Annotated in this window: 30 protein-coding genes; 14 read left to right on the forward strand and 16 right to left on the reverse strand. The window is 40.9% G+C overall.

All coding sequences use genetic code 11. The features are described from left to right. Positions 1–117: 117 nt before the first annotated feature. Both NYF15_RS19280 and NYF15_RS19285 read right to left on the reverse strand, forming a co-directional pair. Positions 118–477, reverse strand: a complete 360-nt coding sequence (locus NYF15_RS19280) for a LexA family protein (RefSeq protein WP_371354400.1) — start codon at positions 475–477, stop codon at positions 118–120. A gap of 20 nt (positions 478–497) precedes the next feature. After that, entirely contained in the window at positions 498–1,571 is a 1,074-nt protein-coding gene (locus tag NYF15_RS19285) for a site-specific integrase (RefSeq protein ID WP_371354401.1), read from the reverse strand. 108 nt (positions 1,572–1,679) lie between these two features. On the opposite strand from NYF15_RS19285, the gene dusA reads away from it, so the two are divergent. The 7 genes from dusA to NYF15_RS19320 all read left to right on the forward strand — a co-directional run bounded on the left by dusA (position 1,680) and on the right by NYF15_RS19320 (position 6,511). Continuing rightward, positions 1,680–2,693, forward strand: a complete 1,014-nt coding sequence (gene dusA / locus NYF15_RS19290; RefSeq protein ID WP_371354402.1) for a tRNA dihydrouridine(20/20a) synthase DusA — start codon at positions 1,680–1,682, stop codon at positions 2,691–2,693. Between the two features lie 236 nt (positions 2,694–2,929). After that, entirely contained in the window at positions 2,930–3,604 is a 675-nt protein-coding gene (locus NYF15_RS19295) for a PspA/IM30 family protein (RefSeq protein ID WP_054554144.1), read from the forward strand. Between the two features lie 10 nt (positions 3,605–3,614). Then, on the forward strand, positions 3,615–3,821 hold the full coding sequence (locus NYF15_RS19300) for a PspC domain-containing protein (RefSeq protein WP_130149353.1): 207 nt from the start codon (positions 3,615–3,617) through the stop codon (positions 3,819–3,821). A gap of 9 nt (positions 3,822–3,830) precedes the next feature. Next, positions 3,831–4,157 (forward strand): hypothetical protein, encoded by a 327-nt coding sequence (locus NYF15_RS19305; protein ID WP_130149354.1) that lies wholly within the window; start codon positions 3,831–3,833, stop codon positions 4,155–4,157. 80 nt (positions 4,158–4,237) lie between these two features. Beyond that, on the forward strand, positions 4,238–4,744 hold the full coding sequence (locus tag NYF15_RS19310) for a copper chaperone PCu(A)C (protein WP_130149355.1): 507 nt from the start codon (positions 4,238–4,240) through the stop codon (positions 4,742–4,744). 8 nt (positions 4,745–4,752) lie between these two features. Then, the gene (locus NYF15_RS19315; RefSeq protein WP_341803321.1) at positions 4,753–5,739 is read left to right on the forward strand and encodes a DUF2333 family protein; all 987 of its coding nucleotides are present in this window, start codon (positions 4,753–4,755) and stop codon (positions 5,737–5,739) included. Between the two features lie 4 nt (positions 5,740–5,743). Beyond that, the gene (locus tag NYF15_RS19320) at positions 5,744–6,511 is read left to right on the forward strand and encodes a TIGR04219 family outer membrane beta-barrel protein (RefSeq protein ID WP_130149630.1); all 768 of its coding nucleotides are present in this window, start codon (positions 5,744–5,746) and stop codon (positions 6,509–6,511) included. A gap of 30 nt (positions 6,512–6,541) precedes the next feature. On the opposite strand, the gene NYF15_RS19325 is transcribed toward NYF15_RS19320, so the two are convergent. Together NYF15_RS19325 and NYF15_RS19330 are read right to left on the reverse strand one after the other, a co-directional pair. After that, a complete protein-coding gene (locus NYF15_RS19325) occupies positions 6,542–7,429 on the reverse strand; it encodes a TIGR03899 family protein (protein ID WP_237120045.1) in 888 nt (295 codons plus the stop codon). Further along, complete coding sequence (locus NYF15_RS19330) at positions 7,398–7,904, reverse strand: SRPBCC family protein (RefSeq protein WP_371354403.1); 507 nt, start codon at positions 7,902–7,904, stop codon at positions 7,398–7,400. Before NYF15_RS19330 ends, NYF15_RS19325 begins: the two co-directional genes overlap by 32 nt. 256 nt (positions 7,905–8,160) lie before the next feature. On the opposite strand from NYF15_RS19330, the gene NYF15_RS19335 reads away from it, so the two are divergent. Beyond that, positions 8,161–10,356 carry an EAL domain-containing protein gene (locus tag NYF15_RS19335; RefSeq protein ID WP_371354404.1) on the forward strand — a complete coding sequence of 732 codons (2,196 nt, stop codon included), beginning with the start codon at positions 8,161–8,163 and terminating at the stop codon, positions 10,354–10,356. 122 nt (positions 10,357–10,478) lie between these two features. After that, on the forward strand, positions 10,479–12,656 hold the full coding sequence (locus tag NYF15_RS19340) for a YgiQ family radical SAM protein (protein ID WP_371354405.1): 2,178 nt from the start codon (positions 10,479–10,481) through the stop codon (positions 12,654–12,656). A 40-nt stretch (positions 12,657–12,696) separates the two neighbouring features. On the opposite strand, the gene mgtE is transcribed toward NYF15_RS19340, so the two are convergent. From mgtE to NYF15_RS19400, 12 genes are all read right to left on the reverse strand, one after another. Further along, positions 12,697–14,055, reverse strand: a complete 1,359-nt coding sequence (mgtE, locus tag NYF15_RS19345; RefSeq protein ID WP_062568551.1) for a magnesium transporter — start codon at positions 14,053–14,055, stop codon at positions 12,697–12,699. A 210-nt stretch (positions 14,056–14,265) separates the two neighbouring features. Continuing rightward, on the reverse strand, positions 14,266–14,538 hold the full coding sequence (locus NYF15_RS19350) for an HPr family phosphocarrier protein (RefSeq protein WP_062568552.1): 273 nt from the start codon (positions 14,536–14,538) through the stop codon (positions 14,266–14,268). A 13-nt stretch (positions 14,539–14,551) separates the two neighbouring features. Further along, complete coding sequence (rapZ, locus tag NYF15_RS19355) at positions 14,552–15,397, reverse strand: RNase adapter RapZ (protein WP_130149362.1); 846 nt, start codon at positions 15,395–15,397, stop codon at positions 14,552–14,554. Next, entirely contained in the window at positions 15,398–15,850 is a 453-nt protein-coding gene (gene ptsN, locus NYF15_RS19360) for a PTS IIA-like nitrogen regulatory protein PtsN (protein WP_062568554.1), read from the reverse strand. It lies immediately after the preceding gene. 3 nt (positions 15,851–15,853) lie between these two features. Continuing rightward, complete coding sequence (gene hpf / locus NYF15_RS19365; RefSeq protein WP_062568555.1) at positions 15,854–16,141, reverse strand: ribosome hibernation promoting factor; 288 nt, start codon at positions 16,139–16,141, stop codon at positions 15,854–15,856. 26 nt (positions 16,142–16,167) lie between these two features. Further along, complete coding sequence (locus NYF15_RS19370) at positions 16,168–17,664, reverse strand: RNA polymerase factor sigma-54 (RefSeq protein WP_341803315.1); 1,497 nt, start codon at positions 17,662–17,664, stop codon at positions 16,168–16,170. A 108-nt stretch (positions 17,665–17,772) separates the two neighbouring features. Then, entirely contained in the window at positions 17,773–18,498 is a 726-nt protein-coding gene (gene lptB, locus NYF15_RS19375) for an LPS export ABC transporter ATP-binding protein (protein WP_062568557.1), read from the reverse strand. Continuing rightward, the gene (lptA, locus tag NYF15_RS19380; RefSeq protein WP_062568558.1) at positions 18,495–19,016 is read right to left on the reverse strand and encodes a lipopolysaccharide transport periplasmic protein LptA; all 522 of its coding nucleotides are present in this window, start codon (positions 19,014–19,016) and stop codon (positions 18,495–18,497) included. Before lptA ends, lptB begins: the two co-directional genes overlap by 4 nt. Further along, positions 19,006–19,560: an LPS export ABC transporter periplasmic protein LptC gene (gene lptC, locus NYF15_RS19385; protein ID WP_371354406.1), complete on the reverse strand. Its 555-nt coding sequence runs from the start codon at positions 19,558–19,560 to the stop codon at positions 19,006–19,008. The genes lptA and lptC overlap by 11 nt, the downstream gene beginning before the upstream one ends. Further along, complete coding sequence (gene kdsC / locus NYF15_RS19390) at positions 19,557–20,108, reverse strand: 3-deoxy-manno-octulosonate-8-phosphatase KdsC (RefSeq protein ID WP_130149364.1); 552 nt, start codon at positions 20,106–20,108, stop codon at positions 19,557–19,559. The genes lptC and kdsC overlap by 4 nt, the downstream gene beginning before the upstream one ends. A gap of 2 nt (positions 20,109–20,110) precedes the next feature. After that, positions 20,111–21,082, reverse strand: a complete 972-nt coding sequence (locus tag NYF15_RS19395) for a KpsF/GutQ family sugar-phosphate isomerase (protein ID WP_062568561.1) — start codon at positions 21,080–21,082, stop codon at positions 20,111–20,113. Positions 21,083–21,085: 3 nt separating this feature from the next. Beyond that, positions 21,086–22,057, reverse strand: a complete 972-nt coding sequence (locus tag NYF15_RS19400) for a calcium/sodium antiporter (protein WP_371354407.1) — start codon at positions 22,055–22,057, stop codon at positions 21,086–21,088. Between the two features lie 246 nt (positions 22,058–22,303). On the opposite strand from NYF15_RS19400, the gene NYF15_RS19405 reads away from it, so the two are divergent. The 5 genes from NYF15_RS19405 to NYF15_RS19425 are packed head-to-tail and all read left to right on the forward strand — an operon-like array spanning position 22,304 to position 25,422. Next, the gene (locus NYF15_RS19405) at positions 22,304–23,122 is read left to right on the forward strand and encodes an ATP-binding cassette domain-containing protein (protein WP_371354517.1); all 819 of its coding nucleotides are present in this window, start codon (positions 22,304–22,306) and stop codon (positions 23,120–23,122) included. Then, positions 23,115–23,894, forward strand: coding sequence for a lipid asymmetry maintenance ABC transporter permease subunit MlaE (mlaE, locus tag NYF15_RS19410; protein ID WP_062568564.1), 780 nt, complete (start codon positions 23,115–23,117; stop codon positions 23,892–23,894). Before NYF15_RS19405 ends, mlaE begins: the two co-directional genes overlap by 8 nt. Positions 23,895–23,907: 13 nt before the next feature. Beyond that, a complete protein-coding gene (gene mlaD / locus NYF15_RS19415; RefSeq protein ID WP_130149366.1) occupies positions 23,908–24,456 on the forward strand; it encodes an outer membrane lipid asymmetry maintenance protein MlaD in 549 nt (182 codons plus the stop codon). Between the two features lie 2 nt (positions 24,457–24,458). Continuing rightward, complete coding sequence (locus tag NYF15_RS19420; protein WP_237120041.1) at positions 24,459–25,136, forward strand: ABC transporter substrate-binding protein; 678 nt, start codon at positions 24,459–24,461, stop codon at positions 25,134–25,136. Further along, positions 25,129–25,422: a lipid asymmetry maintenance protein MlaB gene (locus NYF15_RS19425; protein WP_130149368.1), complete on the forward strand. Its 294-nt coding sequence runs from the start codon at positions 25,129–25,131 to the stop codon at positions 25,420–25,422. The genes NYF15_RS19420 and NYF15_RS19425 overlap by 8 nt, the downstream gene beginning before the upstream one ends. The last annotated feature ends 1 nt before the right edge of the window (position 25,423 follow it).

Consider the following 25,423-nt stretch of genomic DNA (forward strand, 5'->3'; position numbering starts at 1 on the left):
TAACTATGTGGCCTGGTATTACAGTTGTTCATAACTATAGTCGACATAAGTCATAGTTAAATTTAACTGTATTGGCCACATCTATTCAAAAAGCAAAATTAACGTATTCAACTCTAGTTATAGATAGGGTTTAAATAAATGTATCGAGCTCGTAACAACGCCTTGAAAAATATATTCATCTAAGTCTTTAACTTTCACAGGTGGAAAGCTTGGGTTAGCAGAACATAGTTGATTATTTATCATGTCAGCGATTTTACAAACAAAAAGTCCGTTGTAGGAAGCAACAATAACATCATTGTGTTTAGGTTTTAATTTCCTATCAATTATAAGTATATCGCCATCAAAAATGCCTACACCTTGCATACTGTCTCCAGAAGCTTTACCAACAAAGCTAGATACAGGATCCAGTAATAGGTCATTCAAACTTGTATCAATGTCTTTAATGTCAGAACTTATCAGAAAGTTACTATCAACCATAAATAAAGCCCTAAAGAAAGTTATTCAGTAAACTTATCATGCAATTTATGCGGGAACAATTGCGTATAAACTTGCCACAAAATATTTAAATTACGGTGGCCTGTCACTTGAGCTACTTCTTCTATCGAGTAACCTTTTTCAAATAAGCGGCTGGCACCTTCGCGGCGTAAATCGTGATAACGCAAATCCTCAATACCTAACGCATTACGTACACGTTGAAAACCTGCTGTAACAGACTTTGGATTGTAAGGGAAAATGAGTTCACCATCCTTAGGCTGTTTAATAGCAATATCAAAAGAGCCAGCAAGCAAAGGTACTAGCATGTGATTACCTTCTTTTTTGCGCGGGTCTTTCCTGTCACGTACTAATATAGTTTTATGATCTTCGTTCAAATCATCCCAGCGCAACTTGCAAACTTCACCAATACGCATACAAGTTAAAATACTAAAGTCCAAAATATCTAAAAAAGGAATGCGTACTTTACCGTTTGGCCTGTAGTCCATGCGTTCCTTTAAGCCTGCGCGCAACTTATCTAATTCATTATCAGTAGGGCGGCGTGTTCGCTTTTGGCTTTTGCCAACCAACCCCATTTCAATGAGCACCGGCACTGCGTCTTCAAATATTTTATAATTAGCATCGATGTTCCAGACTGGACCTGCCTTTTTCATGACACTTCTTAAATATGCAATATCGTGATAAATGGTTGCTGGCCCAGCTCCTGAACTTCTTCGGTTTTTACAGTGCTCAATTAAGTCGCTAGTCTTAAGATCATTAGTTTGTACTTTTGCAATGTCGCAATCTATCAGCATTTTTATTACAAACTGTTTTGTGCGGCCAGTTGCATTCCAAAGATCATGATCATTAAAATATAAATTTAATAGTTCAAAAATAGAAACGACAGTACCGCGATTAAATACCTCATCATTCTCAATAGCACTAGAACGATTTAAGCCCCAGCTACGTGCCAGTTCTTTTTTACTGAAAGTTTTCGACTCTCGGTGTATAATTTTGCCATCTTTTTTAACGCGAACAACTGCTCGGTAACTAAAAGAGCCATTAGTTTTAGCGCGTTTTTCAATATTAAATGAAGCCATGGTTAGCCGTTTTTATTGTATTTAGTCCTACCCCAAATGGGGCCCATTTGGGGCACTCTATATCGAAACTCGCGGCAATTCAAGGCAATTCAAGGCAATTCAGACTATATGAGTAACACACTAAATAAGGGCTCTAGCCCAGTAATAGCAGGTAATACAGGGTTTAGACGGTTTAGCGTGGCACCCATGTTAGATTGGACTGATCGTCACTGTCGAACCTTTCACCGCAAAATGACTAAGCATGCTGTGCTTTACACTGAGATGGTGACAACCGGCGCTATTTTATTTGGTAAAGGTGACTACTTACACTTTAATGAGCATGAAGGGCCTGTGGCATTGCAACTTGGTGGCTCAGATCCTGAAGCGTTGGCTAAATGTGCAAAATTAGCGGCAGAGCGTGGCTATCATGAAGTAAATTTGAATGTGGGCTGTCCGTCTGATCGCGTGCAAAATGGTCGCTTTGGTGCTTGCTTAATGGCTGAGCCGAAGCTTGTTGCTGATTGCGTTGCAGCAATGAAGGCCGAAGTGACAATTCCTGTTACGGTTAAAACACGCATTGGTATTGATGAGCAAGACTCGTATGAGTTTTTGTGTGCCTTAATAGAAGCAAGTCATGATGTGGGGTGTGATGACTTTATTATTCATGCGCGTAAAGCATGGTTAAATGGTCTAAGCCCAAAAGAAAACCGTGAGATCCCACCTCTTGATTACCCGCGTGTTTATCAGTTGAAAAAAGATTACTCGCAGCTGCACTTAAGCTTAAATGGTGGCGTGAAAACCATTGCTGATAGCATAGCTCACCTTGATTATGTTGACGGTATTATGATTGGCCGTGAAGCGTATAGTAATCCGTTTATTTTGTCTGAAGTGGATGAAAAAATTTATGGTGATGCAGCTTTTATGCTTAATCGTCATCAAGTTGTGCGCGCTATGTATGACTATATTGAAGATGAAATGAGTAAAGGCGCTAACTTTTGGCATATTGCTCGCCATATGTTGGGAATTTTTCAAGGCCAACCTGGTGCGCGTGGTTTTAGACGTCATTTGTCTGAGAACGGGCATGGTAAAACGGCTGACTTAACTGTTATGGATAAAGCCTTAAGTTTTGTCCCAGAAGTCTAATCATATACCTCGTTAAAAAAGCCACATTTTGTGGCTTTTTTTGATCCTAAAATTTGGTGAAAAAGTTAATTTTTTAGTCAAATTAGTTATTTCTCATTCAGTCACTAGTCAGTCAAAATCTAAATTCTATTAACTCAACTTATTGTATCTAAATAACAAAATTAATTTATTTGTTAGTTGGCACAAGAATTGGAATCTCCTAGCTGTATTAACCCAATTATCAACAGGAGAGTCACATGGGTGTATTAAATCGCGTAAATGACATTATTCAGGCAAACCTTTCTGCAGCACTCGATAAAGCGGAAGACCCTGAAAAGTTACTTAATCTACTCGTGCAAGAAATGCAGGATGCACTGACTGAATGCCGTGCAACCGCTGCGACATTTTTAACGCAAGAAAAGCAAATGAAGCGTGAAATTGCAGCGAAACAAGCGAAAGTAGCTGACTGGCAAGCGAAAGCAGAAAAAGCGTTGAGTAAAGATCGTGACGATCTTGCCAAAGCAGCATTAGTTGAAAAGCAGCGTTTAACGACAGAAATCGAAGCGCAACAAGCTGAAATGGATAAAGTGGCAGAGTCACTCGCAAAATTGACTGAAGATTGTCAGCGTTTACAAAACAAGCTTGCAGATGCCAAAGCCAAACAGCTGACTTACATGCAAAAAGAACGCGTTGTTACAGCACGCTTAAAAGTAAAAGAGCAGTTGCATAGCAGTAAAGTTGAAGATGCATTAGCACGTTTTGACTACTTAGAGCAGCGTGTTGAAAACATTGAATCGCAAGTTGAAGCATATGAACTTACACAAGGTGATGCCGCAAATTCAACAGCTGCACAAATCGCTGCCTTAGAGAAAGATGAAGCAATCGATAAAGAGCTTGCTGACTTGAAAGCAACGATGAAGCAGTCAGCTTAGGAGGTTAATAATGAACACTTATCATACATCATCACGTTGGTATCGTGATCTAAGTAACAAAAAGATCTCGGGTGTGTGTAGCGGACTCGCTGCGCGTTTAGGGTTTCCTGTATGGTCTACGCGATTGGTGATGATCATACTACTGATTAATATGCCGCTGTTAATAGGCGTGGGTTATTTAATTGCTCACTGTTCTTTACCAGTAAAAGGTTACTAGGAGTAGAGCATGAAAACGTTAGCTATCATCGTCTTAGCAATGCTATTGCTGTGTACCGATGCAGTGTCATTCGTATCGTTTGACTCATGGCAGTTGCCGTTATCAATTGCTGATATGAGCTGGGCAGGGCTTGAAGTCATCGGTGCGATAGTGGCAGTGATTGTCGTTGTTGCTGGTGTTGCATTATTCACTATTGGCTTACTTGGCGCAGGTGTTGTTGCTCTGATTGGTGTTGTGCTTGCGTTTCTATTTGGCTCAGTGATGGTTGCATGGCCATTGTTGTTAATCGCCGCATTATGCTGGTTGATTGCTGATAACAAAAAATCGGCGGCTTAGCGCCTTAATAAACTGCCTTAATAAACAAAGTATGCTAAATTTAGCGGGTAAGTTGATGTCTTAACAAGGATTAAAGCACGATGAAGCTGTTACCCGCACTCTCTTTTCTTACTGCAAGTTTGCTTTATAGCACTTTTTCATTTGCTCATAGTGGTCATGACCATAATGATAGCGCTGAAATTTCAGTCAGTAATGCACAAGTCCGTGAGTTTTTACCCGCGAGCAAAGCCAGTGTTGCTTATATGACTATCACAAACCCTAGCAATCATGCAGCTGTTTTAACGAAGGCTGAACTAGATGGTTTAGGGCGCGTTGAAATTCATCAGCATACACATGTGGATGGTATGATGAAAATGGAGCAGGTTTTGTCATTAAAGATTGATGCCCACAGTAGTGTTGAGTTTAAACCAGGGGGTTATCATTTGATGGTGTTTGAGCCAGAAGATAAGCTAAAAGCAGGGCAAGAACGAAAACTCACGCTATATTTTAATGATGGAAATCGAGTTTTTACTCAAGCTAAAGTTGTGTCTTTACAAACAATGTCAGAAGAAAAACCGCAAAAAAGTAAAGAGCACTCACATCACTAGGAGATAATATGTCTGAACACAAAGGAAAAATAGCCAGTGCGTTGCTTATAATCTTAATTATTTTTTATGCAATTGCCGTTTATTGGAGCAGTGAACCTGCTCGTATGGATGTGGTAAGCAAGGCGAAGCAAGAAGCACAAATGCGCGGCGATAAATTTGTGACGGGCTATACCACGACAAGCACGCTGATCAATGTTGCTGATACGCTGTTAAATAAACCGGGTGGTTATCTATCTAATGATATTATGCCACCTAGTGTAATGATGGATAATATGCCTGCGTGGGAATATGGCGCGCTTGAGATGACGCGAGACTTAGTATTGTCGATGCGAAAAGACTTTAGCCGTTCACAATCCCAATCAACAGAACATGCAGCACTTAAAAAGGCACAACCACAATTTAATATTAGCTCTGAGGCGTGGGCATGGCCAAGTGCAGAAGCAGAGTATCAAAAAGGGATCAATTACCTCATTGTTTATCGAAGCCAAATTGCCGACCAAAATGACAGAGACAGTCAATTTTATGCTCGTGCAGATAACTTGCGTAGCTGGCTAAAAGAGGCTGAGAAGCGCCTTGGTAGCTTAAGCCAACGATTAAGTGCTAGTGTCGGTCAAGATCGTTTAAACACGGATTTAGCCGGCGATACAGCGGCTCATCAAGCAACGTACACGCCATTGCAAAATCAAGTGAAAACATCTTGGTGGCAAATTGATGATGTATTTTATGAGTCGCGAGGTGCAACATGGGCATTACTGCACTTTTTACAAGCGGTGGAGTATGATTTTGCCGATGTATTAGAAAAGAAAAATGCTCGAGTGAGCCTGCAGCAAATTATTCGTGAATTAGAAGCTACACAAGAAACTGTGTGGAGCCCGATGATTCTTAATGGCAGTGGGTTTGGCTTTGTAGCAAACCATTCACTGGTGATGGCAAATTATATTTCGCGAGCCAATGCGGCTCTAATTGAACTTAGCGAACTTTTAGCGCAAGGATAAAATGATGAAAAAGTACTGTTTAGCGGCCGCGCTGTCGATGGCCTGTTTAGCACCTACAGCACAAGCTGATACTTTATTGGGCCTGTACTTGGGTGTTGATGGCTGGCGGTCAGATAATAGTGGTAGTTTTGCTCAAAACGACAACTTACAAAACTTTAATTATGATGATGAGACATTCATTAGTTATTACGCGGCATTAGAGCATCCAGTGCCTTTAGTTCCTAACTTTAAATTTAAGTACACTGAGCTTGAGCTAAATGGCTCAACAACCTTAGATGATACGTTTAGTTTTGGTGATGCTGATTATGTTGTTGGTACGCAAGTAGGCACGGTGAGTGATTTATCTCATATCGATTATATTCTTTATTACGAGATTTTTGATAATGATCTCGTTTCGATTGATTTAGGCTTAAACGCTAAGCAATTTGATGGTGATATCGTTGTCACTGGTACGTCACAAAATGGTGGCCCTGCATCAACAGAACGTGTTGATTTTTCTGGCTTCGTTCCTTTAGTTTACGGTCGTGCGGAAGTGGGTTTGCCACTGACAGGTCTGAGCGTTTTCTTTGAAGGAAGTATGCTTGCGATTGATGATAGCAAAGTACAAGACTACCAAGTGGGTATCGCGTATGCGTTACTTGATAATCTTGCGGTTGATTTAGACGTTAAAGCCGGTTACCGCTCAATGACCTTAGAACTTGATGATGTTGATGATATTTATACAGATATTGATGCATCAGGCCCATTTGCGGGTATTCAAGTACACTTCTAAGCACTTTACTTAGTAAAAGTAGCTGGCAGGTTATTTGTTTACTTGCCAGCTAGTTTCGAATTCCTCTTCTAACGATGTAGATACTATTTGTTTGTAAGCCTTGTTAACAGGTGAAGCGATAAGCTTTCTTAGCTCATCCCCCGTTTGTGTAAATTTATAATAGCTCAGTACTAAGTCATTACTTTTTGCTTTTAGGGTTAAGCGCTGATGCATAAAGCTTAAATTAAATTCCTGTCCGGCTTTTAAAACAGCCGATTCGATCTCTTTTCGGTATAATAGGTTAATATCCATCAGTGTCAAAATATCAGGAAAACTGACAGGTGTTTTACCTAAGTTTAATGACACCTTGTTACCTTTACGTAGTAAATCAAACAAGGAAGGCTTTTTATAAAAGCCCAACAAAATAAGGTTACTGTTATCTTTTTCATTAAAACCACATAGCGATGTGCAGCGCTGAAGTGCGTCAGCTTCACGCTGAGTCATATGCTTGAGTGTTTGCAGGCTTTTTATTGAAAAAGTGCCAGGCGAAACAGTTTCACCTGCCAATATCTTAGCCCAGAGCTTTTGCATTGAAGTATTGGCCGTATCTTCGCATAAACTTATGAAACGCTCTATCCAATCCGAATCAGGTTGATGGCGCCCTGTTACATCAGGGCAAAAGCCCATTGCCATAGCCATGATTGTTTCTATATTTTCTTGGCGCTTAATAAATTGAATCTCTTGACGAGTGTGAGCTCGCTCTAATAAGCCCACATCAGCCTTTATTTTGTAGGGAAGTTGTTGTTGGCCTTGTGAAGAATAGCTATCACTGTCTGCGTTATTAATTTTTGCAGAAGGAGATTTATGAATAGAATACCCTAGTTGGTTTTCTATAATATTTGCAAGATTAACTCTTGCTTGTGCCGTTTTGACTGTCATCGGTGGCATTGGCCTTGTCGGTAGTGGTTAATTGCGCATGTGTTTTTATATTATTAAGCGCAAGTTTTACTGTGTTGTTAAGTATGTATTGGCTTAAAAGGGCAAGATAGCCACCTATAATTGGGGTATTTACCTCACCATGAAGCGTACATATGACTTCAACATCATTGCCTTGATTTAAGTAACGAATAGAACCTCGAGCAATGTGTTCTTGATTAAATAAAAGGTTAAAGCTCATTCCTTCGTCGTTCATTTGTGTAATTGTCATTTCACCAACCCCCCAACGGCTATCCCAAAATTGGTGGGCACCGACACCTTGACTTGGTTCAGCAAGTGTAAACTGAATACTCGGATCGACTGCTTCCCAAGGTTGCCACTGTGGCCACTGGTTCAAGTCCGTAACGAGCGAGGCAATATCATCACGATTAGCGGTGACTGTTATTGCTTTATTTACGGTATATTGCTGTGAAAGCATCAGCCCAACCACTAAAGTTATAAGGGCACATATAAACAGTGTTTTTATACACAGAACGAATAGTTTAATAATCTCACCTCAGGTAATAATTTTATAGCTTTCATAACATTATACGTATCATAGACTATAATCTACACAATATAAGTTATCAGCAATGTATCATAGTCAAATTAAGTGGTAGAATTTTCCATCAAGGCTGTAAAATGGGATGGAGTCATCGTTGCAGTTTTTGGATGAGTAGTCTAAGGAATTATCAATGGCATCAGAGAGTAACGACTTTTTATTTAGTGATCAGGATGATGAGCAGCCGCTAGAGGAGTCTGTTTCGGATTTTTGGGATGTATTAATTGTTGATGATGATCCTGAGATACACTCTGTGACTAAACTTGCTCTTTCTGGTGTAGAGTTTTGGGATAAAACGTTACGCTTTCACCATGCCTACTCAGGGGCCGAAGCGCTCACTGTCCTTAAAGAAAATTTATCTATTTCTGTTGTATTACTTGATGTTGTAATGGAGTCTGATGATGCAGGCTTGCAGGTTGTTAAACAAGTTCGCGAATGCCTAAATAACCATAACGTACGTATTATTTTACGTACAGGGCAACCAGGTTATGCCCCAGAAGAAAAAGTAATTCGTGAGTATGATATTAATGATTACAAGACGAAAACAGAATTAACACGTAGTAAGCTAATTACATCACTGGTTACTGCTATTCGCTCGTATGAGCAAGTTTGTCAGCTTGAGTTTCAAAGTCGTGCGCTGAACAACATTCTTTATGCTTCAAAAGCTATTTTAGGGTTTACTGATATTAAAGCATTTACGATGGCTGTGATTAAACAGTTATCGTTTATTTTAGATTGTGAGCCGAAAGGGGTCGTGTGTGGCTCCTTAGAAGATGATAATCAAATATGTGTGTTAGGGGGCTGTGCAGAATATAACAGTTTTATTGGACAAGGTATTGAGCAACTTGATGATGGTCGCATTATTTTACAAGTTAAAAATTGCCTAGAGCAGTCACAGCACCAACATACAGAGATTGATAGCACCTACTTACTGAAAAGTAAAAACCGTCAAGCTGCAATCTACTTGGAAACAGAGCATATTCCAAGCCCGTCACAACTTCAGTTTGCTGAAATATTCCTCACCAACGTAAGTGTGGGATTAGATAATGTTCGTTTATTTAATCGTCTGCGTGATGCTGCCTATAAAGATATCTTAACGGGCCTGCCTAACCGTAATGATTTTATGAACAAAATTGAACGCTTCTACCAGCCAAATAAAAATGATTACGTATTTTTATTAATAGATGTTGCGCATTTTTCAGATATAAACAATGGCTTAGGTCAAGAAATTGGCAACCTGTTGTTAATGGCCATCGTTGAAAGGCTTGAGCAAGAATACCCTAATGCAGAGCTAATATCGCGCATTGGTGCGGATGTGTTTGGTTTGCTATTGCCAAAAGAGCAGTATGATCTTGAGCTACTTCGAGAGCATTTGAGTTTACCATTTAATGCTGGGGAACATATTTTACCTATTAACTTTAAAATAGGTTTATGTAACCAAAGCGATTTTCAGCAAGCAGGGATCGAGACTTTAAAATTAGGTTATATCGCGCTAAACCAAGCTAAAAAGCAGTCAATGGAAGCCGTGGTTACTTATACGCCTGATATGGAAGAAAAAATGGCGTGGCGATTAGGAATTATCAGACAGTTACGTCAAGACTTTGAGCAACGTAAGCTAGAAGTATGGTTTCAACCACAACTTGATTTAACGACCCTTGAGATTATTGGCTGTGAAGCATTGTTGCGTTGGCCCTCTGGAAATGGTCAATATATTTCTCCGGCTATTTTTGTGCCTATGGCAGAAGATGCTGGCTTAATTGTTGATATTGGCCAATGGGTACTAGAACAAGCATGTATGCAGCAAAAGCGACTAGAAGCTATGGGCATCGAAATTAGTATAGCGGTTAATGTGTCAGTGCCTCAGTTTAAAGTGAAAGGTTACGCACAGCAGGTAAAAAATACATTAAATCAATACCAGGTTAAGCCGCAATTTATAGAGTTAGAAGTAACAGAAAGCGTGGTTATGGACGAACTTGCTAGTGTTATTACCACCTTAAAAGAATTGAAAGAGTTTGGCATAGAGATTGCGATTGATGATTTTGGTACAGGGTTTTCATCACTCAGTTATTTACAACAACTCCCGTTAGATCGCTTAAAAATTGATAGGGCATTTGTTAAAGACTTACCAGATAAGGATAGTGAAGCAATTGCAGCATTAATTATTTCTTTAGGCGCAAGACTCGGCTTGAAAACCATCGCAGAAGGGGTGGAAACACAAGCTCAAGCTGATTATCTAGTAGAACTTGGCTGTGATGAAGTACAAGGCTTTATGTATGCTAAGCCTATGCCAGAAAAAGAGTTAATAACGTATTTGCAAGCCAAGCATTAAGTGGCTCTTTAAAAAATAAACTCACATGCTAACGCCCTTCAAATTGAAGGGCGTTTTGTTTTCTATAATAATGATTCATAGTGGGGTATAATTCGCCCCCTTTTGGTAGCAGAGTATATTTTATGAGCGCATTAAAAGCCGAGCGCGGCCTGTTTTCTTATCCTAAATATTGGGCCGAATGCTATGGCACAGCGCCATTTTTACCCACTACTCGCACTGAGATGGATGCGTTGGGCTGGGATAGCTGTGACATTATTATCGTCAGCGGTGATGCGTATGTTGACCATCCTAGCTTTGGTATGGCGGTGATTGGCCGCATGCTCGAATCGCAGGGGTTTCGTGTTGGTATCATTGCCCAGCCTGATTGGAACTCTAAAGATGCTTTTATGGCGTTAGGTAAGCCTAACTTATTCTTTGGTGTAACCGCGGGTAACATGGACTCAATGATCAACCGTTATACCGCAGAAAAACGTATTCGTCATGATGATGCTTATACTCCTGGTAATGTTGGCGGTAAGCGTCCTGATCGCGCAGTGGTTGTATACAGTCAACGCTGCCGCGAGGCCTATAAAGATGTACCATTGATCATTGGTGGTATTGAGGCGAGTTTACGTCGAATTGCTCATTATGATTATTGGCAAGAAAAAGTACGCCGTAGTGTGTTGTTTGATGCCAAAGCGGATATTCTTATTTACGGTAATGCCGAGCGACCACTAGTTGAGGTTGCTCACCGCATCGCTGGTGGCGAAGCCATAGAGACAATTCAAGATATCCGCGGTACTGCGGTTATTCGTAAAGAGCCTTTACCAGGCTGGCGTGGTAGTGATTCCACTGCCATCGATAAAATCGGTAAGATTGATCCCATTCCAAATCCGTATGGGGCCGATGATGTTGGTTGTAGTAAGTCGGAGTTTAAACAAGCGGGTATTGATTTAACCGCCGAGGCTGCTAAACCAATTACTATTCAGCCTGCGCGGCCTAAGCCATGGGAAAAGACATACGTTAAGCTGCCAGCGTATGAGCAAGTGAGTGTGAATAAACCACTTTATGCCCATGCATCGCGTATTTTGCACCAAGAAACAAACCCTGGCTGTGCGCGTGCGTTATTTCAACGTCATGGCGATCGTTCTATTTGGGTTAACCCGCCTGCATTCCCACTTGAAACAGAAGAGATGGATGGGGTATTCGGTTTACCCTATCAGCGTATTCCACACCCAAGTTATGGTGATGAGAAAATCCCTGCCTACGAGATGATCAAAACCTCAGTGAATATTATGCGTGGCTGTTTCGGCGGGTGTTCATTCTGTTCGATTACTGAACATGAAGGGCGCATTATCCAAAGCCGTTCTGAGCAATCTATCATTGATGAAATTGAGCAAATTCGTGACAAAGTGCCAGGTTTTACAGGGGTTATTTCTGACTTAGGCGGGCCGACAGCGAATATGTATAAGTTACGCTGTAAGAGCAAAAAGGCAGAAAGCACGTGTCGTCGTTTATCCTGTGTATACCCTGATATTTGTAAGCATATGGACACTGATCACACGCCAACTATCGAACTTTATAAAAAGGCTCGTGACGTTAAAGGTGTGAAGAAGATTTTAATTGCCTCTGGCGTTCGTTATGACTTAGCAGTTGAAGATCCTCGTTATGTAAAAGAGTTAGTTACTCACCATGTTGGTGGTTACTTGAAAATAGCTCCAGAGCATACTGAAGATGGCCCACTCTCTAAAATGATGAAGCCGGGTATGGGTGCCTACGATAAGTTTAAAGAGTTATTTGATAAGTATTCGAAAGAAGCGGGTAAGAAGCAGTACTTGATCCCGTATTTTATTTCGGCTCATCCAGGCACCAAAGACGAAGATATGGTGAACATGGCGCTGTGGTTAAAGTCTAATGACTTTAAGCTTGATCAAGTGCAGAACTTTTATCCATCACCCATGGCAAATGCAACAACGATTTATCATACTGAGATGAACTCGCTGCGTAATATTAAAAACAATACTGAGCAAGTAGCTGTACCAAAAGGTGCACGCCAGCGTCGTTTACACAAGGCTATATTGCGTTATCATGATCCAGCAGGTTGGCCAATGATCCGTGAAGCGCTAAAAAAAATGGGTAAGGCGAACTTAATTGGTAAAGGACCAAATTGCTTGGTGCCTGAAGAGGGCCGCAACGAGAAAGCAGCGAAAGGGAAGGGCGGTAAAGGCCGTGCAGCACTGACACGTCATACTGGTTTTAGCCAGTTTAAAAAGGCCAATACTAAACCTAGAGTGGGTAAAAATAAGCAGCGTGCAAAGTAAATATAAATACGGCCCTTAGAAGGGCCGTTTTTATATTAAATTAGATTAATAACCAGGTTGCGGTGCCTAAAAAGGCAAAAATACCCACAATATCGGTGACGGTGGTCAGCACGACACTGCCTGCAAGAGCAGGGTCAATTTTCATTTTCTTTAAGATTAAAGGAATGCTCGCACCAGCAATACCTGCTGCAACGAGATTCATAAACATTGCGAAGGCTAGCACCGCACCGAGCTTAAAGTCCCACTGCCAGAGTGCAACAACACCGGCGATTAATATCGACCAAATAACACCATTTAGTGCCCCAATGGCGAGTTCTTTGAGTAATAAAAAGCGTTGGTTGGTTTGGTTAATATGGCCAACGGCTATACCACGAATAACTAAGGTAAGAGTTTGGCTACCAGCAACTCCTCCCATTGAAGGCACAATTCCATTAAGTACCGCCAGGATTGGTAAGATTGCTAAGGTGTTTTCAAAGAAGCTTGCAACGATGGCAGCTAACAATGCGGTTAATAGGTTAACCCCAAGCCAAATAGAGCGACGCTGCGAGCTTTTCAGAACGGGTGCAAAGGTGTCTTCTTCATCATCAAGACCCGCTAGGCTAAGCATGCTATGCTCTGCATCTTCACGAATGACGTCAACGATGTCATCGATGGTTATACGACCAAGCAAGTGGGCGTTATCATCCACAACAGGCGCGGAAATCCAGTTATGACGCTCGAATAGTTGAGCAACATCACTTTCGTCCATCGAAATGAGAATAGACTCACATTCTTCATCCATTAAGTCGCGAACAATTTTGTCTGATGGGCTGGTTAAAAGTGTCGTTAATGACAAGGCGCCTAAAAAGCAGTTATGTTTATCAACCACGTACAGATCATCTGTACCTTCAGGTAGCTCACCACGTAGACGTAAATAACGCAGTACAACGTCTAATGTAACATCGGGGCGAATAGTGACAGTATCACTATTCATTAGTGCGCCTGCAGAGCGCTCCTGATAAGAAAGTGCTTGAGTCGCTCTTTCTCTATCTTGCGTATCCATAGCCCCGACAACATCTTGATAGACAGTATCAGGTAAGCTACGAAGTACTTCACCTAAGTCATCATCGTCCATGTCCTCAGTTGCGGCGGCAATATGCTCAGGTTCCATCTGGGCAATAATGCCAAGACGTACATCCTCTGAAAGCTCTTCAAGTACGTCACCACGTACATCCGGATCAACGAGTTGCCACAACATGCGGCGGATTTTATGAGGAGATGACTCAAGTAACAGTGCTGTATCGCAAGGTGCTGTTTTAGCTAGCATACCGCGCACTTGAACAAATTGACCACTATTAAGTGACTTGGTCACCTGTTTAAGTTGTTGTAGTGGGTAATCTTGTTCAAAGGCTTCTGGCATTGGCGTCCTTACAACTAAAAAAGTGAGCTCTGGCTAAATAAATACAGCATAGTTGCACAATAATAAATTTGCTGAGTTATCGTTTAAAGCAACCATTATATTAAGAATATTTGTTATATAAGATGAACGAATGACTTAAAAGTAAGATATTTAAGAGAAATTTAAATATCTAAGTTAAGTTTAACGTAAATCTTTCGTGCTTAGCAAATGCTATTCTTGCTCATGAAAGCGTTGTGCTATTAATTCACCTATTGCATTAAGTGCAGCTGTTGCATCAGGGCCTTCGCATACAACTCGAACTTCTTTACCTTGACTGCTCTCTAATAACATTAGAGCAAGTACACTGTCACCTTCAGCTTCTTTGTCATCTTGATATAACATAATTTTAGCATCAAATTGAAGTGCAAGTTGTGCAAGTACAGTTGCTGCGCGCGCGTGTAAGCCAAGTTTGTTTTGAATTAAAAACGTATTTTCAGCATACATGTTAAAGCCCTTGTTATAAGTCTTGCTCACGATGGCGAATTTTTACATTCGCATGGCTTTTCGCGAAACTTTCACCAATCGTCTGTGCTAAGTAAACAGAGCGATGCTGTCCACCCGTGCAGCCAATTGCGATAGTTAAATAACTGCGGTTATTGCGTTCAAGGTGTGGTAACCACGTTTGCACAAAGGTTTGAATCTGCCAAGTAAATTTTTGCACTATGCTATGGCTTGCAAGGTAATCTTTAACGGGTTGGTCGAGCCCCGTAAGTGGCTTAAGATCTGGCTCCCAGTGCGGGTTTGGTAAAAAGCGTGCATCAAATACATAGTCAGCTTCTTTCGGGATACCATGCTTAAAGCCAAATGACATAAAGGTAATAATGAGCTTTTTATCTTTTTTACCGAGAATCTTCTCACGAATTGACTCTGCTAGCTGATGTACACTTAAATCCGTTGTGTCGATCATAAAATCAGCGCGGGTAATTAGGACATCAAGCAGTATTTTTTCTTGCTTAATTGCTAAATCGAGCGGTAAAGAATCTAAAGAAAGCGGGTGTAAGCGTCTTGTCTCAGAGAAACGTTTAATGAGTGTTTGATCATCACTATCAAGGTAAAATAATGTTGGGTTGGCGAAACCTGGCAAGTATTCAAGAATATCATTAAATTCTTGTTGCTCTTTTGGCAGGTTACGCACATCGATACTGACCGCTATTTTGTCGTAATTATCAGAAACACTACGCACTAGCGAAGGTAATAGGTTTACAGGAATATTATCAACGCAATAATAACCAAGGTCCTCAAGGACTCGTAAAGCGACTGATTTACCTGAGCCAGAACGGCCACTGATAATAATTAATTCCATTTATGCCTCTGATGCAATAACTTGAAACAGTTCCTGATCGGTTTTTGCGCTGCGTAACTGTTTACAAAATTCTTTATCTTTTAGTCTATCAGCAATTGTTGATAAGGTCTTTAAATGAAGTTGGCAGTCTCCATCAGGTACAATGAGTGCAACAAAAATATCAACAGGGCGGTTGTCAATTGCATCAAAGTTAATTGGCGATTCGCTCACTATAATAAACGCATGTGGTTTATCAGCACCCGACATACGACCATGCGGAATAGCAATGCCTCTACCAATTCCTGTACTCCCCAACTTTTCTCGATTGAGTAAAGCATTAAGAATATCTTGCTGCGATAGATGAGGAAGCTGCTCATGAGCTAGTTCGCTGATAAATTCGAGAATTCTTTTTTTGCTATTAAAAAGGACCGCAGCTTTGCTGCAGTCCTGGCTAGTAAGTGAACTAAGTTTCATAATTTAGTGTCGAGCTAATTTCTCTTTGTGTTTAATAACTTGGCGATCAAGCTTATCAATTAGCGAGTCGATGGCCGCGTACATATCTTGATGCTCTGTAGAGGCAAACAGTTCGCCTCCGTTTACATGTAAAGTTGCTTCTGCTTTTTGACTTAATTTTTCTACATCTAGAATGACATGAACATTATTAATATGATCAAAATGCCTTTCTAGTTTCGCAAACTTGGTGTTTACATAGTCTTTTAATGAATCTGTGATTTCTACATGACGACCAGTTAGGTTTAGTTGCATAAGCATTTTCCTTCTATGTAAAACGTCTAAATCAAGCTTTTACGCTGATTAGACGGCGGTATTGCTAGAGACTCTCGGTATTTTGCAATTGTACGTCTAGCTACTTTAATTCCTTGCTCAGCCAATATATCTGCAATCTTACTGTCACTCAATGGCTTCGCTGAGTTTTCTGCGGCAATAAGCTTTTTGATTAAAGCGCGTATTGCCGTTGATGAACACTCGCCACCATTTTCTGTGCTGACGTGGCTTGAGAAGAAATATTTCAACTCAAAAATACCCCTTGGGGTATGCATATATTTTTGCGTTGTTACCCGTGAAATCGTCGATTCATGCATTTCGACCATTTCAGCGACATCATTTAGCACCATCGGCTTCATCGCCTCTGGGCCGTGTTCAAAGAAAGCCTGTTGTTGTTGAACAATACAGTTCGTTACTTTTAATAAAGTATCATTCCGACTCTCTAAGCTTTTAATAAACCACTTAGCTTCTTGCAGATGAGAGCGAATAAACTGGCTGTCACTGCTTGATTTTACAGAGCGTGACATAGCCGCATACTGGCTGTTTACTCTGATCTTTGGCATACAGTCAGGGTTTAGCTCAACCACCCAACGACCTTTAACTTTTTTTACCGATACATCAGGTATGACGTATTCAGACTCTTCACGTACGATGCTATCCGCGGGCTTAGGGTTCAAGCTATGGATAAGCGTCATCACTTCTTTAAGCTCGTTTTCTTTAAGCTTAGTCTTTTTCATCAAAGTACGATAGTCGCGACTTGCTAATAATTCGATGTGCTCAGATAAAACCATTTTAGTTTCAGCCAAATAAGGTGTATCTGCATCGAATTGACGAAGTTGTATACATAGGCACTCTTGTAAACTGCGAGCACCAATACCGACAGGATCAAATAGCTGTATTCTTTTTAAGACCGCTTCGACTTCATCAAGTTCTATTTCTTCTTCATCATCATTTTGATTAAAGCTTTCAACAATATCCTCACAACTCACAGTTAAAATACCTGAGTCATCGATAGCTTCGACTATAGCAACAGCAATTGCTTCGTCGGTCGGACTAAATGGAGTCAACTGTAGTTGCCACATCAGGTATTCATGGAGAGTTTCGGTTGACGCACCTTGGTAAATAGACTCATCTTCTGGCATTGGCCCTGACGAGGTTGAAGGGGCTGCACTCATGTACTCATCCCATGTGACATCCATTGCTAGGTCGTCACTGACGGTATCTTTATTGAGTGCATCACTGCTTTCTTGCTCGTATTCACTGGGTGCTTCTTCTGCTGTAGCTGTGACTTGTGAATCATCAGAGTCAGATTTTTGTTCGTTTTTACCGATCGCTTCTTCATTATAATCCGCTTCTTCTACTTCAAGCAGAGGATTACTATCAAGCGCTTCTTGTATTTCTTGCTGGAGATCCAATGTACTAAGCTGCAATAAGCGAATGGCTTGTTGCAGTTGTGGAGTCATTGTAAGTTGCTGGCCCATGCGCAGCTGTAATGATTGCCTCATGTATCCCTAACAATCCTTTTAAATCATTGATTGATACTACTTTGAGTAAATATCAATATGTTGTCATTATTGTAAGTCTAGCAGATGCTCTAGTCGGTGGTGTATTGGTTACAACCTGAATTGCTCGCCTAGATAGACATCGCGTACCGTTTGGTCTGCTAATACGTGTTCAGGCGTGCCTGATGCAATTAGCTCCCCATGAGAAACAATGTAGGCTTTTTCACAAACATCAAGGGTTTCTCGAACATTATGGTCAGTTATTAGTACACCGATACCACGGTTTTTCAAATGCTCTATAATTTTCTTTATATCTAACACTGAAATTGGATCAACACCAGCAAAAGGCTCATCTAGCAGAATAAATTTTGGATCTGCGGCTAATGCTCGCGCGATTTCAACACGGCGACGCTCGCCTCCTGATAGCGCCATACCTTGGCTATCTCGGATGTGCTGAATACTAAATTCATCAAGCAGGTTATTGAGTGTTTCTTCTCGTTGCTGTTTTTTAAGATCTTTGCGTGTTTCAAGAATCGCCATCAGGTTTTGGTAGACTGTCAACTTTCTAAAAATGGATGATTCTTGAGGTAAATAGCCAATACCTAATCGAGCACGATTATGCATGGGTAATAAAGTGATGTCGTTGTCATCAATGCTAATTTTACCTTTGTCGCTTGGCACTAGCCCAACAATCATATAAAAGGTGGTGGTTTTACCTGCACCATTAGGACCTAGTAAGCCGACAATACTGCCTGCTTCGACTTCTAGTCCCACATTTTTGACAACTTGGCGGCCTTTATAGCTCTTTGCTAGCAGCTCTGCTTTTAATGTACTCATGGCTGGCCTTTATCATCTTTTTTATTATCAACAGGCACTAAGATTGTATGCACACGATCCGTTGAGTTTTCGTCTTTTTCAGCACTAATTAGCTGTTGTTCCATGTCATAAGTTATACTTTTTGCGCTGACTTTTTGCCCTGCTTGTGTCACTTGCGCATCGCCAACTAATGTGAGTAAACGCTTTGCTACATCGTAACGAACTTCGTCTGCGCTGGCGCTCATAACCGTGCCATCTTCTTGTTTTTCTTCAAAGTAGGCTGGCTTACCTGTGGCAATGATAAGTGAAACAGTACCATCAACTTCACCTGCATGTGCTTCTAGGCGATCTGCGGTAATACGACGATTACCATGGGTTATTTCTACATTTTCTTCAAAAATCCCTACACCATTTTTTAACTGACCTACTTGGCGATCTGAGCTAATGCTGATAGGAGTACCCGCTTGGTCTGCAGCAGCGCTTGAAAACGCAATCAATAAGCTTGGGATTAGAAGTAATTTTTTAAGTTTATTGGTCATAGTATATGGTTCGTGTATGGTTAGTTAACTCGACGATTTCGGCTTTTAAATCGGCTTTTAAACCTTTACCGGTAATCTTTAAGTTTGGGCCTGTTAATGTAACAGGTTGTTTTGAGTACATGGTCATTTTTTCAATATCGACATTGATATTTTCTGCGTTGATATCTTCAATCATGCCATTATGAGTTAGGTTTTTTGCAACAACGTCACCTTCAAAAATGAGTTGATCGTTTTCGTACAAGGTAGCCTCTTTTGCTTTTACCTGCCAAACCTGTTGATCCCCATAAATGGTAAAAATAGGCTGCTCAAAAAAAGTAAATCCTAATTGCTGGTATAGCTCCATTTTAGCCGCAGCGACTTTATGGCTGATGTTACCTTGCTCATCATACGCAGTTTGCTTTAGCGCAATGGCGGTGTAATCCGGTGTTGCGATTATCTCGTCTTCACTGTTTATTGCGTCTGTTGGTTGGCTAAAGTACGGATACCATAACCAGATCATGCAACAAACAAAAACAATACTCAGTAAAATACGGGCTATATTCATGCGCTGGTTCCATCAGTTGTTAACGCTTTCGCGTTTTCCAGCATTAATAAATCAGTCAGCTCTCGCACAGCACCAAACCCTCCGGGTAACATGGTAGTGTAATGAGCGAGTCTTTTTATAAGTGGGTGAGCATCGTTTACAGCAACGGCAAAGCCTACCTTTTCCATGACGGGTAAATCAGGGCCATCATCACCGATATAAGCTATTTGCTCATCGGTCAAAGCCAGTTTGTCTTTTAATTCTTGATACGCAATAAGCTTGTTTTCTTGACCTTGATAGATGTGTTGTACTGTTAGGCTAGTCATGCGTTGCTGAACTATTTGTGAATGTCGCCCTGTAATAACCGCAACCTCAAAGCCACTATTTATTAATGCTTTGATACCAAAGCCATCTTTGGTATTAAACGCTTTGAGTTCTTCACCGTTATTTCCTAAGTAAATACGGCCATCAGAGAAAACGCCATCAATATCGCAAATGAGTAGTTTTATTTTCTGAGCACGTTGGCTTACATCTGTGCTTAATGGCTGATAAAGCTCGGCAAACGTCATGTTTAAAGTACCCCTGCTTTTAAAAGGTCTTGCATATTAAGTGCGCCAATCGGTGTATTACTTTCATCTATTATTATTAAACCGTTAATGCGTTTTCGTTCCATAATATTCAATGCTTCCGCAGCGAGCATATCTGCATGTGCGGTGGTGCATGAGCGTGTCATTACTTGGCTAATCGATGTGTTATGAATATCGACACGTTGCTCTAAAATACGGCGTAAATCACCGTCAGTAAACAGGCCTGCAAGCTTTTTGTTTTCATCGACAATAGCTGTCATACCGAGGCCTTTGGCTGACATTTCTATCAGCGCATCTTTAACGCTTTGGGACTCGGTAACGATAGGTGTGGCACTGCCAGTATGCATGACGTCTTCAAGGCTCAGTAATAAGCGCTTACCTAAGCTCCCCCCAGGGTGAGATAAAGCAAAGTCATCGGCAGTAAAACCGCGCGCTTCGAGTAGGGCAACGGCTATCGCATCGCCCATAACTAATGTCGCAGTGGTGCTGGCAGTAGGGGCGAGGCCTAATGGACACGCTTCTTGGCTAACTTTGATGCACACATGGACATCCGATAGCTTACCCATAGTTGAGTTAGGGTTACCTGTTAGAGATATCATTTTTGCGCCAATACGCTTAATAACAGGGATAATACCAAGCACTTCACTGGTTTCACCTGAATTTGAAATGCACATCACAACATCTTCACGTGTGATCATACCTAAGTCACCATGACTCGCTTCACCTGGATGAACAAAAAATGCTGGGGTGCCAGTACTTGCTAATGTTGCGGCTATTTTATTGCCAATATGGCCTGATTTACCCATACCTATGACGATAATACGCCCTGTGCAATGAAACATTAATTGGCAGGCATGTTCGAAATCAGCATTGATATACTGTTCAATTTCTCTTAATGCTTGCGCTTCAACTTCAAGAACTCGCTTACCTTGCGCAATAAAGCTTTGCTGCGTCATTTGTTATCCTATTTGACTGAAAATATAGCCTTGGTATGCAATAAATGCGACTAACAATAAACCACCTTCAATTCTATTGATACGACGAGCACCTCTTAAGTTCAATGACATAGCGATTAAAGCAATGGTTGCGCCAATCATAATCAAAGCATCTCGGTTAGCCGCTGAAGGGTCGATGATTGATGGGTTGATAATCCCTGCAAGAGGCAGTACCGCCAATAGGTTGAATAAGTTTGAGCCAACAATATTACCTAAGGCTAAATCATCTTCATTTTTTAGTACGCCGGCTATACAGGCTGCTAGTTCAGGTAAACTGGTGCCAATAGCAATGATGGTTAACCCAATCATCAAGTCGCTTAAGCCAAAGTATTTTGCAATATCTACTGCCGAACCAACCAGAAAGTGTGAACTGATAGGAAGAAGGATCATACCTACGACAAGCCAAAACAAAGCTGAGCCTGTAGAAACATTATCCGGGATATCTTCACATGCTTCAGAGACGAAAGGGTCATCCGCTTGGTTTTTATCCCTTAAAGAAATAATAACTAAGCCTACAAGGAAAACAATAAAGCCAACAAGTAGCGCAATACCTTCACCAAATGAAAAGAAGTTATCAGAGAATATATACCAAGAAGCAACTGACACTAAGAGTACTAACGGCATCTCACGTTTGAGTGTTGTAGAAGAGACAGATAAAGGTCTTAATAGTGCAGTAATACCTAATACTAGTAGGATGTTAGTAATATTAGAACCAACAGCATTACCTACAGCGGTATCTGTTTTGCCTGCAAGGGCTGCTGAGGCTGATACCATCATTTCTGGTGCCGATGAACCCATGGCAACAACCGTAAGGCCAATGATTAGGGTTGGGATCCCCATGTTTTTTGCCAGTGCCGCTGCCCCGTAAACAAAACGGTCTGCACTCCATACAAGTGCGGCAAAACCAATAATTAAAATGACAAAAGAAGTCACCATTTTTATACGCCAATATTACTTAAACAGATGACTGCAAATAGTAACAAAAGCAAACCTGAAAGTATAAGTAAAAGAATAGACTGAATGTTTTAAATGGGTGTTTTTTGGAAACTAAATTTAAGCGTGTATTAAGTTCGACATTTCTAACATAGATTATTTCGATAGAAAATATTACAAAATTTTACGATTTGTTTTTTCCATCTTGACTAAAAAACCCTTAAAATGGCAAAACTAGTGAAAAAAGTTATGGAGAGCGACTTGTCGCAATCAATAGTAGAAATCAAGGATGTAACCTTTTCACGGGGCGATAGAATCATATATAAAAATATGACTTTTAACATTCCGAAAGGCAAAATCACCGCTATTATGGGACCAAGCGGCATTGGTAAAACCACCATGTTACGCTTAATCGGCGGTCAGCTTAAACCTGATTCTGGTGACATTTTATTTGAAGGCAACAGCATTCCTGGCATGACTCGCAAGGAACTTTATGCTGCCCGCACCAAAATGAGTATGCTGTTTCAAAGTGGCGCTTTATTTACCGATATGTCAGTGTTTGACAATATCGCCTTTCCTTTGCGTGAACATACTCAACTCAGCGAAGATTTAATCCGTCTTGTCGTTTTAATGAAATTACAAGCAGTCGGCTTACGTGGTGCACAAGACTTAATGCCGTCTGAGCTTTCTGGTGGTATGGCTCGCCGTGCTGCTTTAGCGCGTTCAATTGCTCTTGATCCAGAGCTTATCATGTACGATGAGCCATTTGCTGGCCAAGATCCTATCTCTATGGGTGTGTTAGTTAAGCTAATAAAGTCACTGAATGAGGTGCTAGGTTTATCATCACTTATTGTGACCCATGATGTAACAGAGGTTATGAGCATTGCTGATCACGTGATCATTATTGCTGATCAAGGGGTGATAGGCGAAGGCTCCCCTGAGCAAATGCAGAACCACGAGTCTGAATTAGTACAACAATTCTTAAAAGGTTTGTCTGATGGCCCCGTGCCTTTTCATTACCCAGCTCCTGAATACAGTGAAGAGTTATTAGGAGTGCGCAATGTTTGATCTTTTGCAAAAGCTAGGACATAAAACCTTAGGGCGTTTTGCTGCACTGGGTCGTTCTACACAAATGCTATTTGGTGCCTTAGTTAACAAGCCAAACTTTAAAAAGGGCACGCCTTTACTTATACGCCAGTTGTATATGGTGGGGTCGCAATCGCTGCTTATTATTATGGTGTCAGGCTTATTTATAGGTATGGTACTTGCGCTCCAAGGCTACACAGTATTAGTTGGTTATGGTGCCGAGGACAGTTTAGGTCCATTGGTTGCACTTAGTTTATTGCGTGAGCTTGGGCCTGTGGTTACAGCACTACTTTTTGCTGGTCGAGCGGGAAGTGCTTTAACGGCGGAAATCGGTTTAATGAAAGCAACCGAGCAACTATCGAGTTTAGAGATGATGGCAATTGATCCGCTCAAGCGAATTATTGCGCCTCGATTCTGGGCTGGTTTCATTAGCATGCCCATATTGGCACTTATCTTTTCTGCGGTAGCTATTATAGGCGCTCATTTAGTGGGTGTTGATTGGCTTGGTGTTGACTCAGGGAGCTTCTGGTCAATCATGCAATCGCAGGTGTCGTTCCAACAAGATATAGTAAACGGCATGATTAAAAGTTTTGTTTTTGCCATGATCGTGACTTGGATTGCTCTTTATAAAGGGTATGACTGTATCCCAACCTCAGAAGGGATAAGCAAAGCCACAACAGAAACCGTTGTGCACTCGTCACTGGCAGTATTAGGTTTTGACTTTATTTTAACAGCGGTAATGTTTACCAGCTAATTAGGGTATAAAGATGAATTCACGGAAATTAGAAATTTTAGTTGGCTTTTTTGTAGCACTTGGTATTGCTGCATTTGCGCTATTAGCATTTAAAGTCGCCAATGCGGGGATCAGCGGCAGTGGTGAGACCTACCAGCTTAATGCAAAGTTTGAAAATATTGGCTCTTTAAAAGCGCGTGCGCCAATTAAAGTGGGGGGGGTTGTTGTGGGCCGTGTCGAGTCTATCTCAATTCATCCTAAAGAGTTTGTTCCTGTGGTTAACATGGCTATTGATGCGAACTATTTATGTAAGTTTTCGGACACGACATCAATCTCTATTTTAACGTCAGGTATTTTGGGTGAGCAATATTTAGGTATTAATCCTGTTATTGCGCCACAGTCAGCTGAGCAACGTTGTATGGGAAGTGAAGTGACTGCTGATGAGCAAGATGCAGGCTTAGATGAACTATTTGGTGTCGAGAGTAAAGCATTAGCTGATGGTGATTACATTACTGATACTAAATCAGCATTAGTACTTGAAGAGCTAATCGGTCAGTTCTTATTCAACCAGGGTGGTGAGTAATTATGTTTAAGAAATTTTTGTTATGTTTAAGTGCTGTATGTGCACTAAGTGCCAACGCGGCTGAACCAACCGTCGATTTAAAAGATCCATATAAAATGGTGCGTGAAGTGTCTGACAATACATTCGCACGTATTACTAAAGATCAGCCATTAATTGCCAAAGACAAAGAGCACTTACGTGTTATCGTTGAAGAAGAGTTGATGCCATACATTGATTATAAATACGCAGCGCTTCGTGTTTTGGGTAATCATGTTTCAAAAGTAAGAGCAATCGAGGATAAGGCTGAAAAAGAAAAAGCAATTAAAGAGTTACAGCGCTTTATTGACGTGTTTCAAAAGTATTTAATTGCGACGTATGCAGGTGTATTCACACAATATACCAATCAAAGTGTAGAGTTTGGCCCTGCTCAGCCTTTTAAAGGTCAAGACGTTGTTTTAGTTAAGACAAAAATTGTTGAGTCGGGCAAACCTGATATCAAAATTGATTTTAAAGTACGTGAAGATCGTGATGGTGATTGGCGCGCTTACGATATGATTGCAGAAGGGATCAGTTTACTGGATGCAAAGCAAAGTGAGTTTCAAGGTATCTTACGTCAGCAAGGTATTGAGCATGTTAGTGACTTACTAGAGCAAAAGAGCCAACTGCCAGTGCAATTTAGAGGTGAAGGTGGGAATGAGTAAAGTATCGATTACTCAACTCGACGATGACCAATTTCGAGTCAGCGGTGAACTGACTCGAAATTCGATCAGCCATGAACGACTTCTGAATATGAAGCCACAAACTAAGCATAAAACATGGTATTTTGACCTTTCTGAGGTCTCTAGGGTTGACACGGCGGGCTTAGCTTGGTTAATTCATTCTTTCGCAGAATTAAAGCAGCAAGGTGTGCGCCTTGAGCTGAAAAACAGCCCTGATCAACTGCAGAAATTAATGCAATTAGGTCAGGTCACAAACCTTTTTGAGTGAG

The organism is Pseudoalteromonas sp. 68 DY56-GL68 (genome assembly GCF_041414825.1).
Classification (GTDB): domain Bacteria; phylum Pseudomonadota; class Gammaproteobacteria; order Enterobacterales; family Alteromonadaceae; genus Pseudoalteromonas.

Bases quoted from the DNA above. Each gene is read 5' to 3' on its own strand.
- NYF15_RS19280 (WP_371354400.1), bottom strand. From the start codon at position 477: ATGGTTGATAGTAACTTTCTGATAAGTTCTGACATTAAAGACATTGAT.
- NYF15_RS19285 (WP_371354401.1), bottom strand. From the start codon at position 1,571: ATGGCTTCATTTAATATTGAAAAACGCGCTAAAACTAATGGCTCTTTT.
- dusA (WP_371354402.1), top strand. From the start codon at position 1,680: ATGAGTAACACACTAAATAAGGGCTCTAGCCCAGTAATAGCAGGTAAT.
- NYF15_RS19295 (WP_054554144.1), top strand. From the start codon at position 2,930: ATGGGTGTATTAAATCGCGTAAATGACATTATTCAGGCAAACCTTTCT.
- NYF15_RS19300 (WP_130149353.1), top strand. From the start codon at position 3,615: ATGAACACTTATCATACATCATCACGTTGGTATCGTGATCTAAGTAAC.
- NYF15_RS19305 (WP_130149354.1), top strand. From the start codon at position 3,831: ATGAAAACGTTAGCTATCATCGTCTTAGCAATGCTATTGCTGTGTACC.
- NYF15_RS19310 (WP_130149355.1), top strand. From the start codon at position 4,238: ATGAAGCTGTTACCCGCACTCTCTTTTCTTACTGCAAGTTTGCTTTAT.
- NYF15_RS19315 (WP_341803321.1), top strand. From the start codon at position 4,753: ATGTCTGAACACAAAGGAAAAATAGCCAGTGCGTTGCTTATAATCTTA.
- NYF15_RS19320 (WP_130149630.1), top strand. From the start codon at position 5,744: ATGAAAAAGTACTGTTTAGCGGCCGCGCTGTCGATGGCCTGTTTAGCA.
- NYF15_RS19325 (WP_237120045.1), bottom strand. From the start codon at position 7,429: ATGACAGTCAAAACGGCACAAGCAAGAGTTAATCTTGCAAATATTATA.
- NYF15_RS19330 (WP_371354403.1), bottom strand. From the start codon at position 7,904: ATGCTTTCACAGCAATATACCGTAAATAAAGCAATAACAGTCACCGCT.
- NYF15_RS19335 (WP_371354404.1), top strand. From the start codon at position 8,161: ATGGCATCAGAGAGTAACGACTTTTTATTTAGTGATCAGGATGATGAG.
- NYF15_RS19340 (WP_371354405.1), top strand. From the start codon at position 10,479: ATGAGCGCATTAAAAGCCGAGCGCGGCCTGTTTTCTTATCCTAAATAT.
- mgtE (WP_062568551.1), bottom strand. From the start codon at position 14,055: ATGCCAGAAGCCTTTGAACAAGATTACCCACTACAACAACTTAAACAG.
- NYF15_RS19350 (WP_062568552.1), bottom strand. From the start codon at position 14,538: ATGTATGCTGAAAATACGTTTTTAATTCAAAACAAACTTGGCTTACAC.
- rapZ (WP_130149362.1), bottom strand. From the start codon at position 15,397: ATGGAATTAATTATTATCAGTGGCCGTTCTGGCTCAGGTAAATCAGTC.
- ptsN (WP_062568554.1), bottom strand. From the start codon at position 15,850: ATGAAACTTAGTTCACTTACTAGCCAGGACTGCAGCAAAGCTGCGGTC.
- hpf (WP_062568555.1), bottom strand. From the start codon at position 16,141: ATGCAACTAAACCTAACTGGTCGTCATGTAGAAATCACAGATTCATTA.
- NYF15_RS19370 (WP_341803315.1), bottom strand. From the start codon at position 17,664: ATGAGGCAATCATTACAGCTGCGCATGGGCCAGCAACTTACAATGACT.
- lptB (WP_062568557.1), bottom strand. From the start codon at position 18,498: ATGAGTACATTAAAAGCAGAGCTGCTAGCAAAGAGCTATAAAGGCCGC.
- lptA (WP_062568558.1), bottom strand. From the start codon at position 19,016: ATGACCAATAAACTTAAAAAATTACTTCTAATCCCAAGCTTATTGATT.
- lptC (WP_371354406.1), bottom strand. From the start codon at position 19,560: ATGAATATAGCCCGTATTTTACTGAGTATTGTTTTTGTTTGTTGCATG.
- kdsC (WP_130149364.1), bottom strand. From the start codon at position 20,108: ATGACGTTTGCCGAGCTTTATCAGCCATTAAGCACAGATGTAAGCCAA.
- NYF15_RS19395 (WP_062568561.1), bottom strand. From the start codon at position 21,082: ATGACGCAGCAAAGCTTTATTGCGCAAGGTAAGCGAGTTCTTGAAGTT.
- NYF15_RS19400 (WP_371354407.1), bottom strand. From the start codon at position 22,057: ATGGTGACTTCTTTTGTCATTTTAATTATTGGTTTTGCCGCACTTGTA.
- NYF15_RS19405 (WP_371354517.1), top strand. From the start codon at position 22,304: ATGGAGAGCGACTTGTCGCAATCAATAGTAGAAATCAAGGATGTAACC.
- mlaE (WP_062568564.1), top strand. From the start codon at position 23,115: ATGTTTGATCTTTTGCAAAAGCTAGGACATAAAACCTTAGGGCGTTTT.
- mlaD (WP_130149366.1), top strand. From the start codon at position 23,908: ATGAATTCACGGAAATTAGAAATTTTAGTTGGCTTTTTTGTAGCACTT.
- NYF15_RS19420 (WP_237120041.1), top strand. From the start codon at position 24,459: ATGTTTAAGAAATTTTTGTTATGTTTAAGTGCTGTATGTGCACTAAGT.
- NYF15_RS19425 (WP_130149368.1), top strand. From the start codon at position 25,129: ATGAGTAAAGTATCGATTACTCAACTCGACGATGACCAATTTCGAGTC.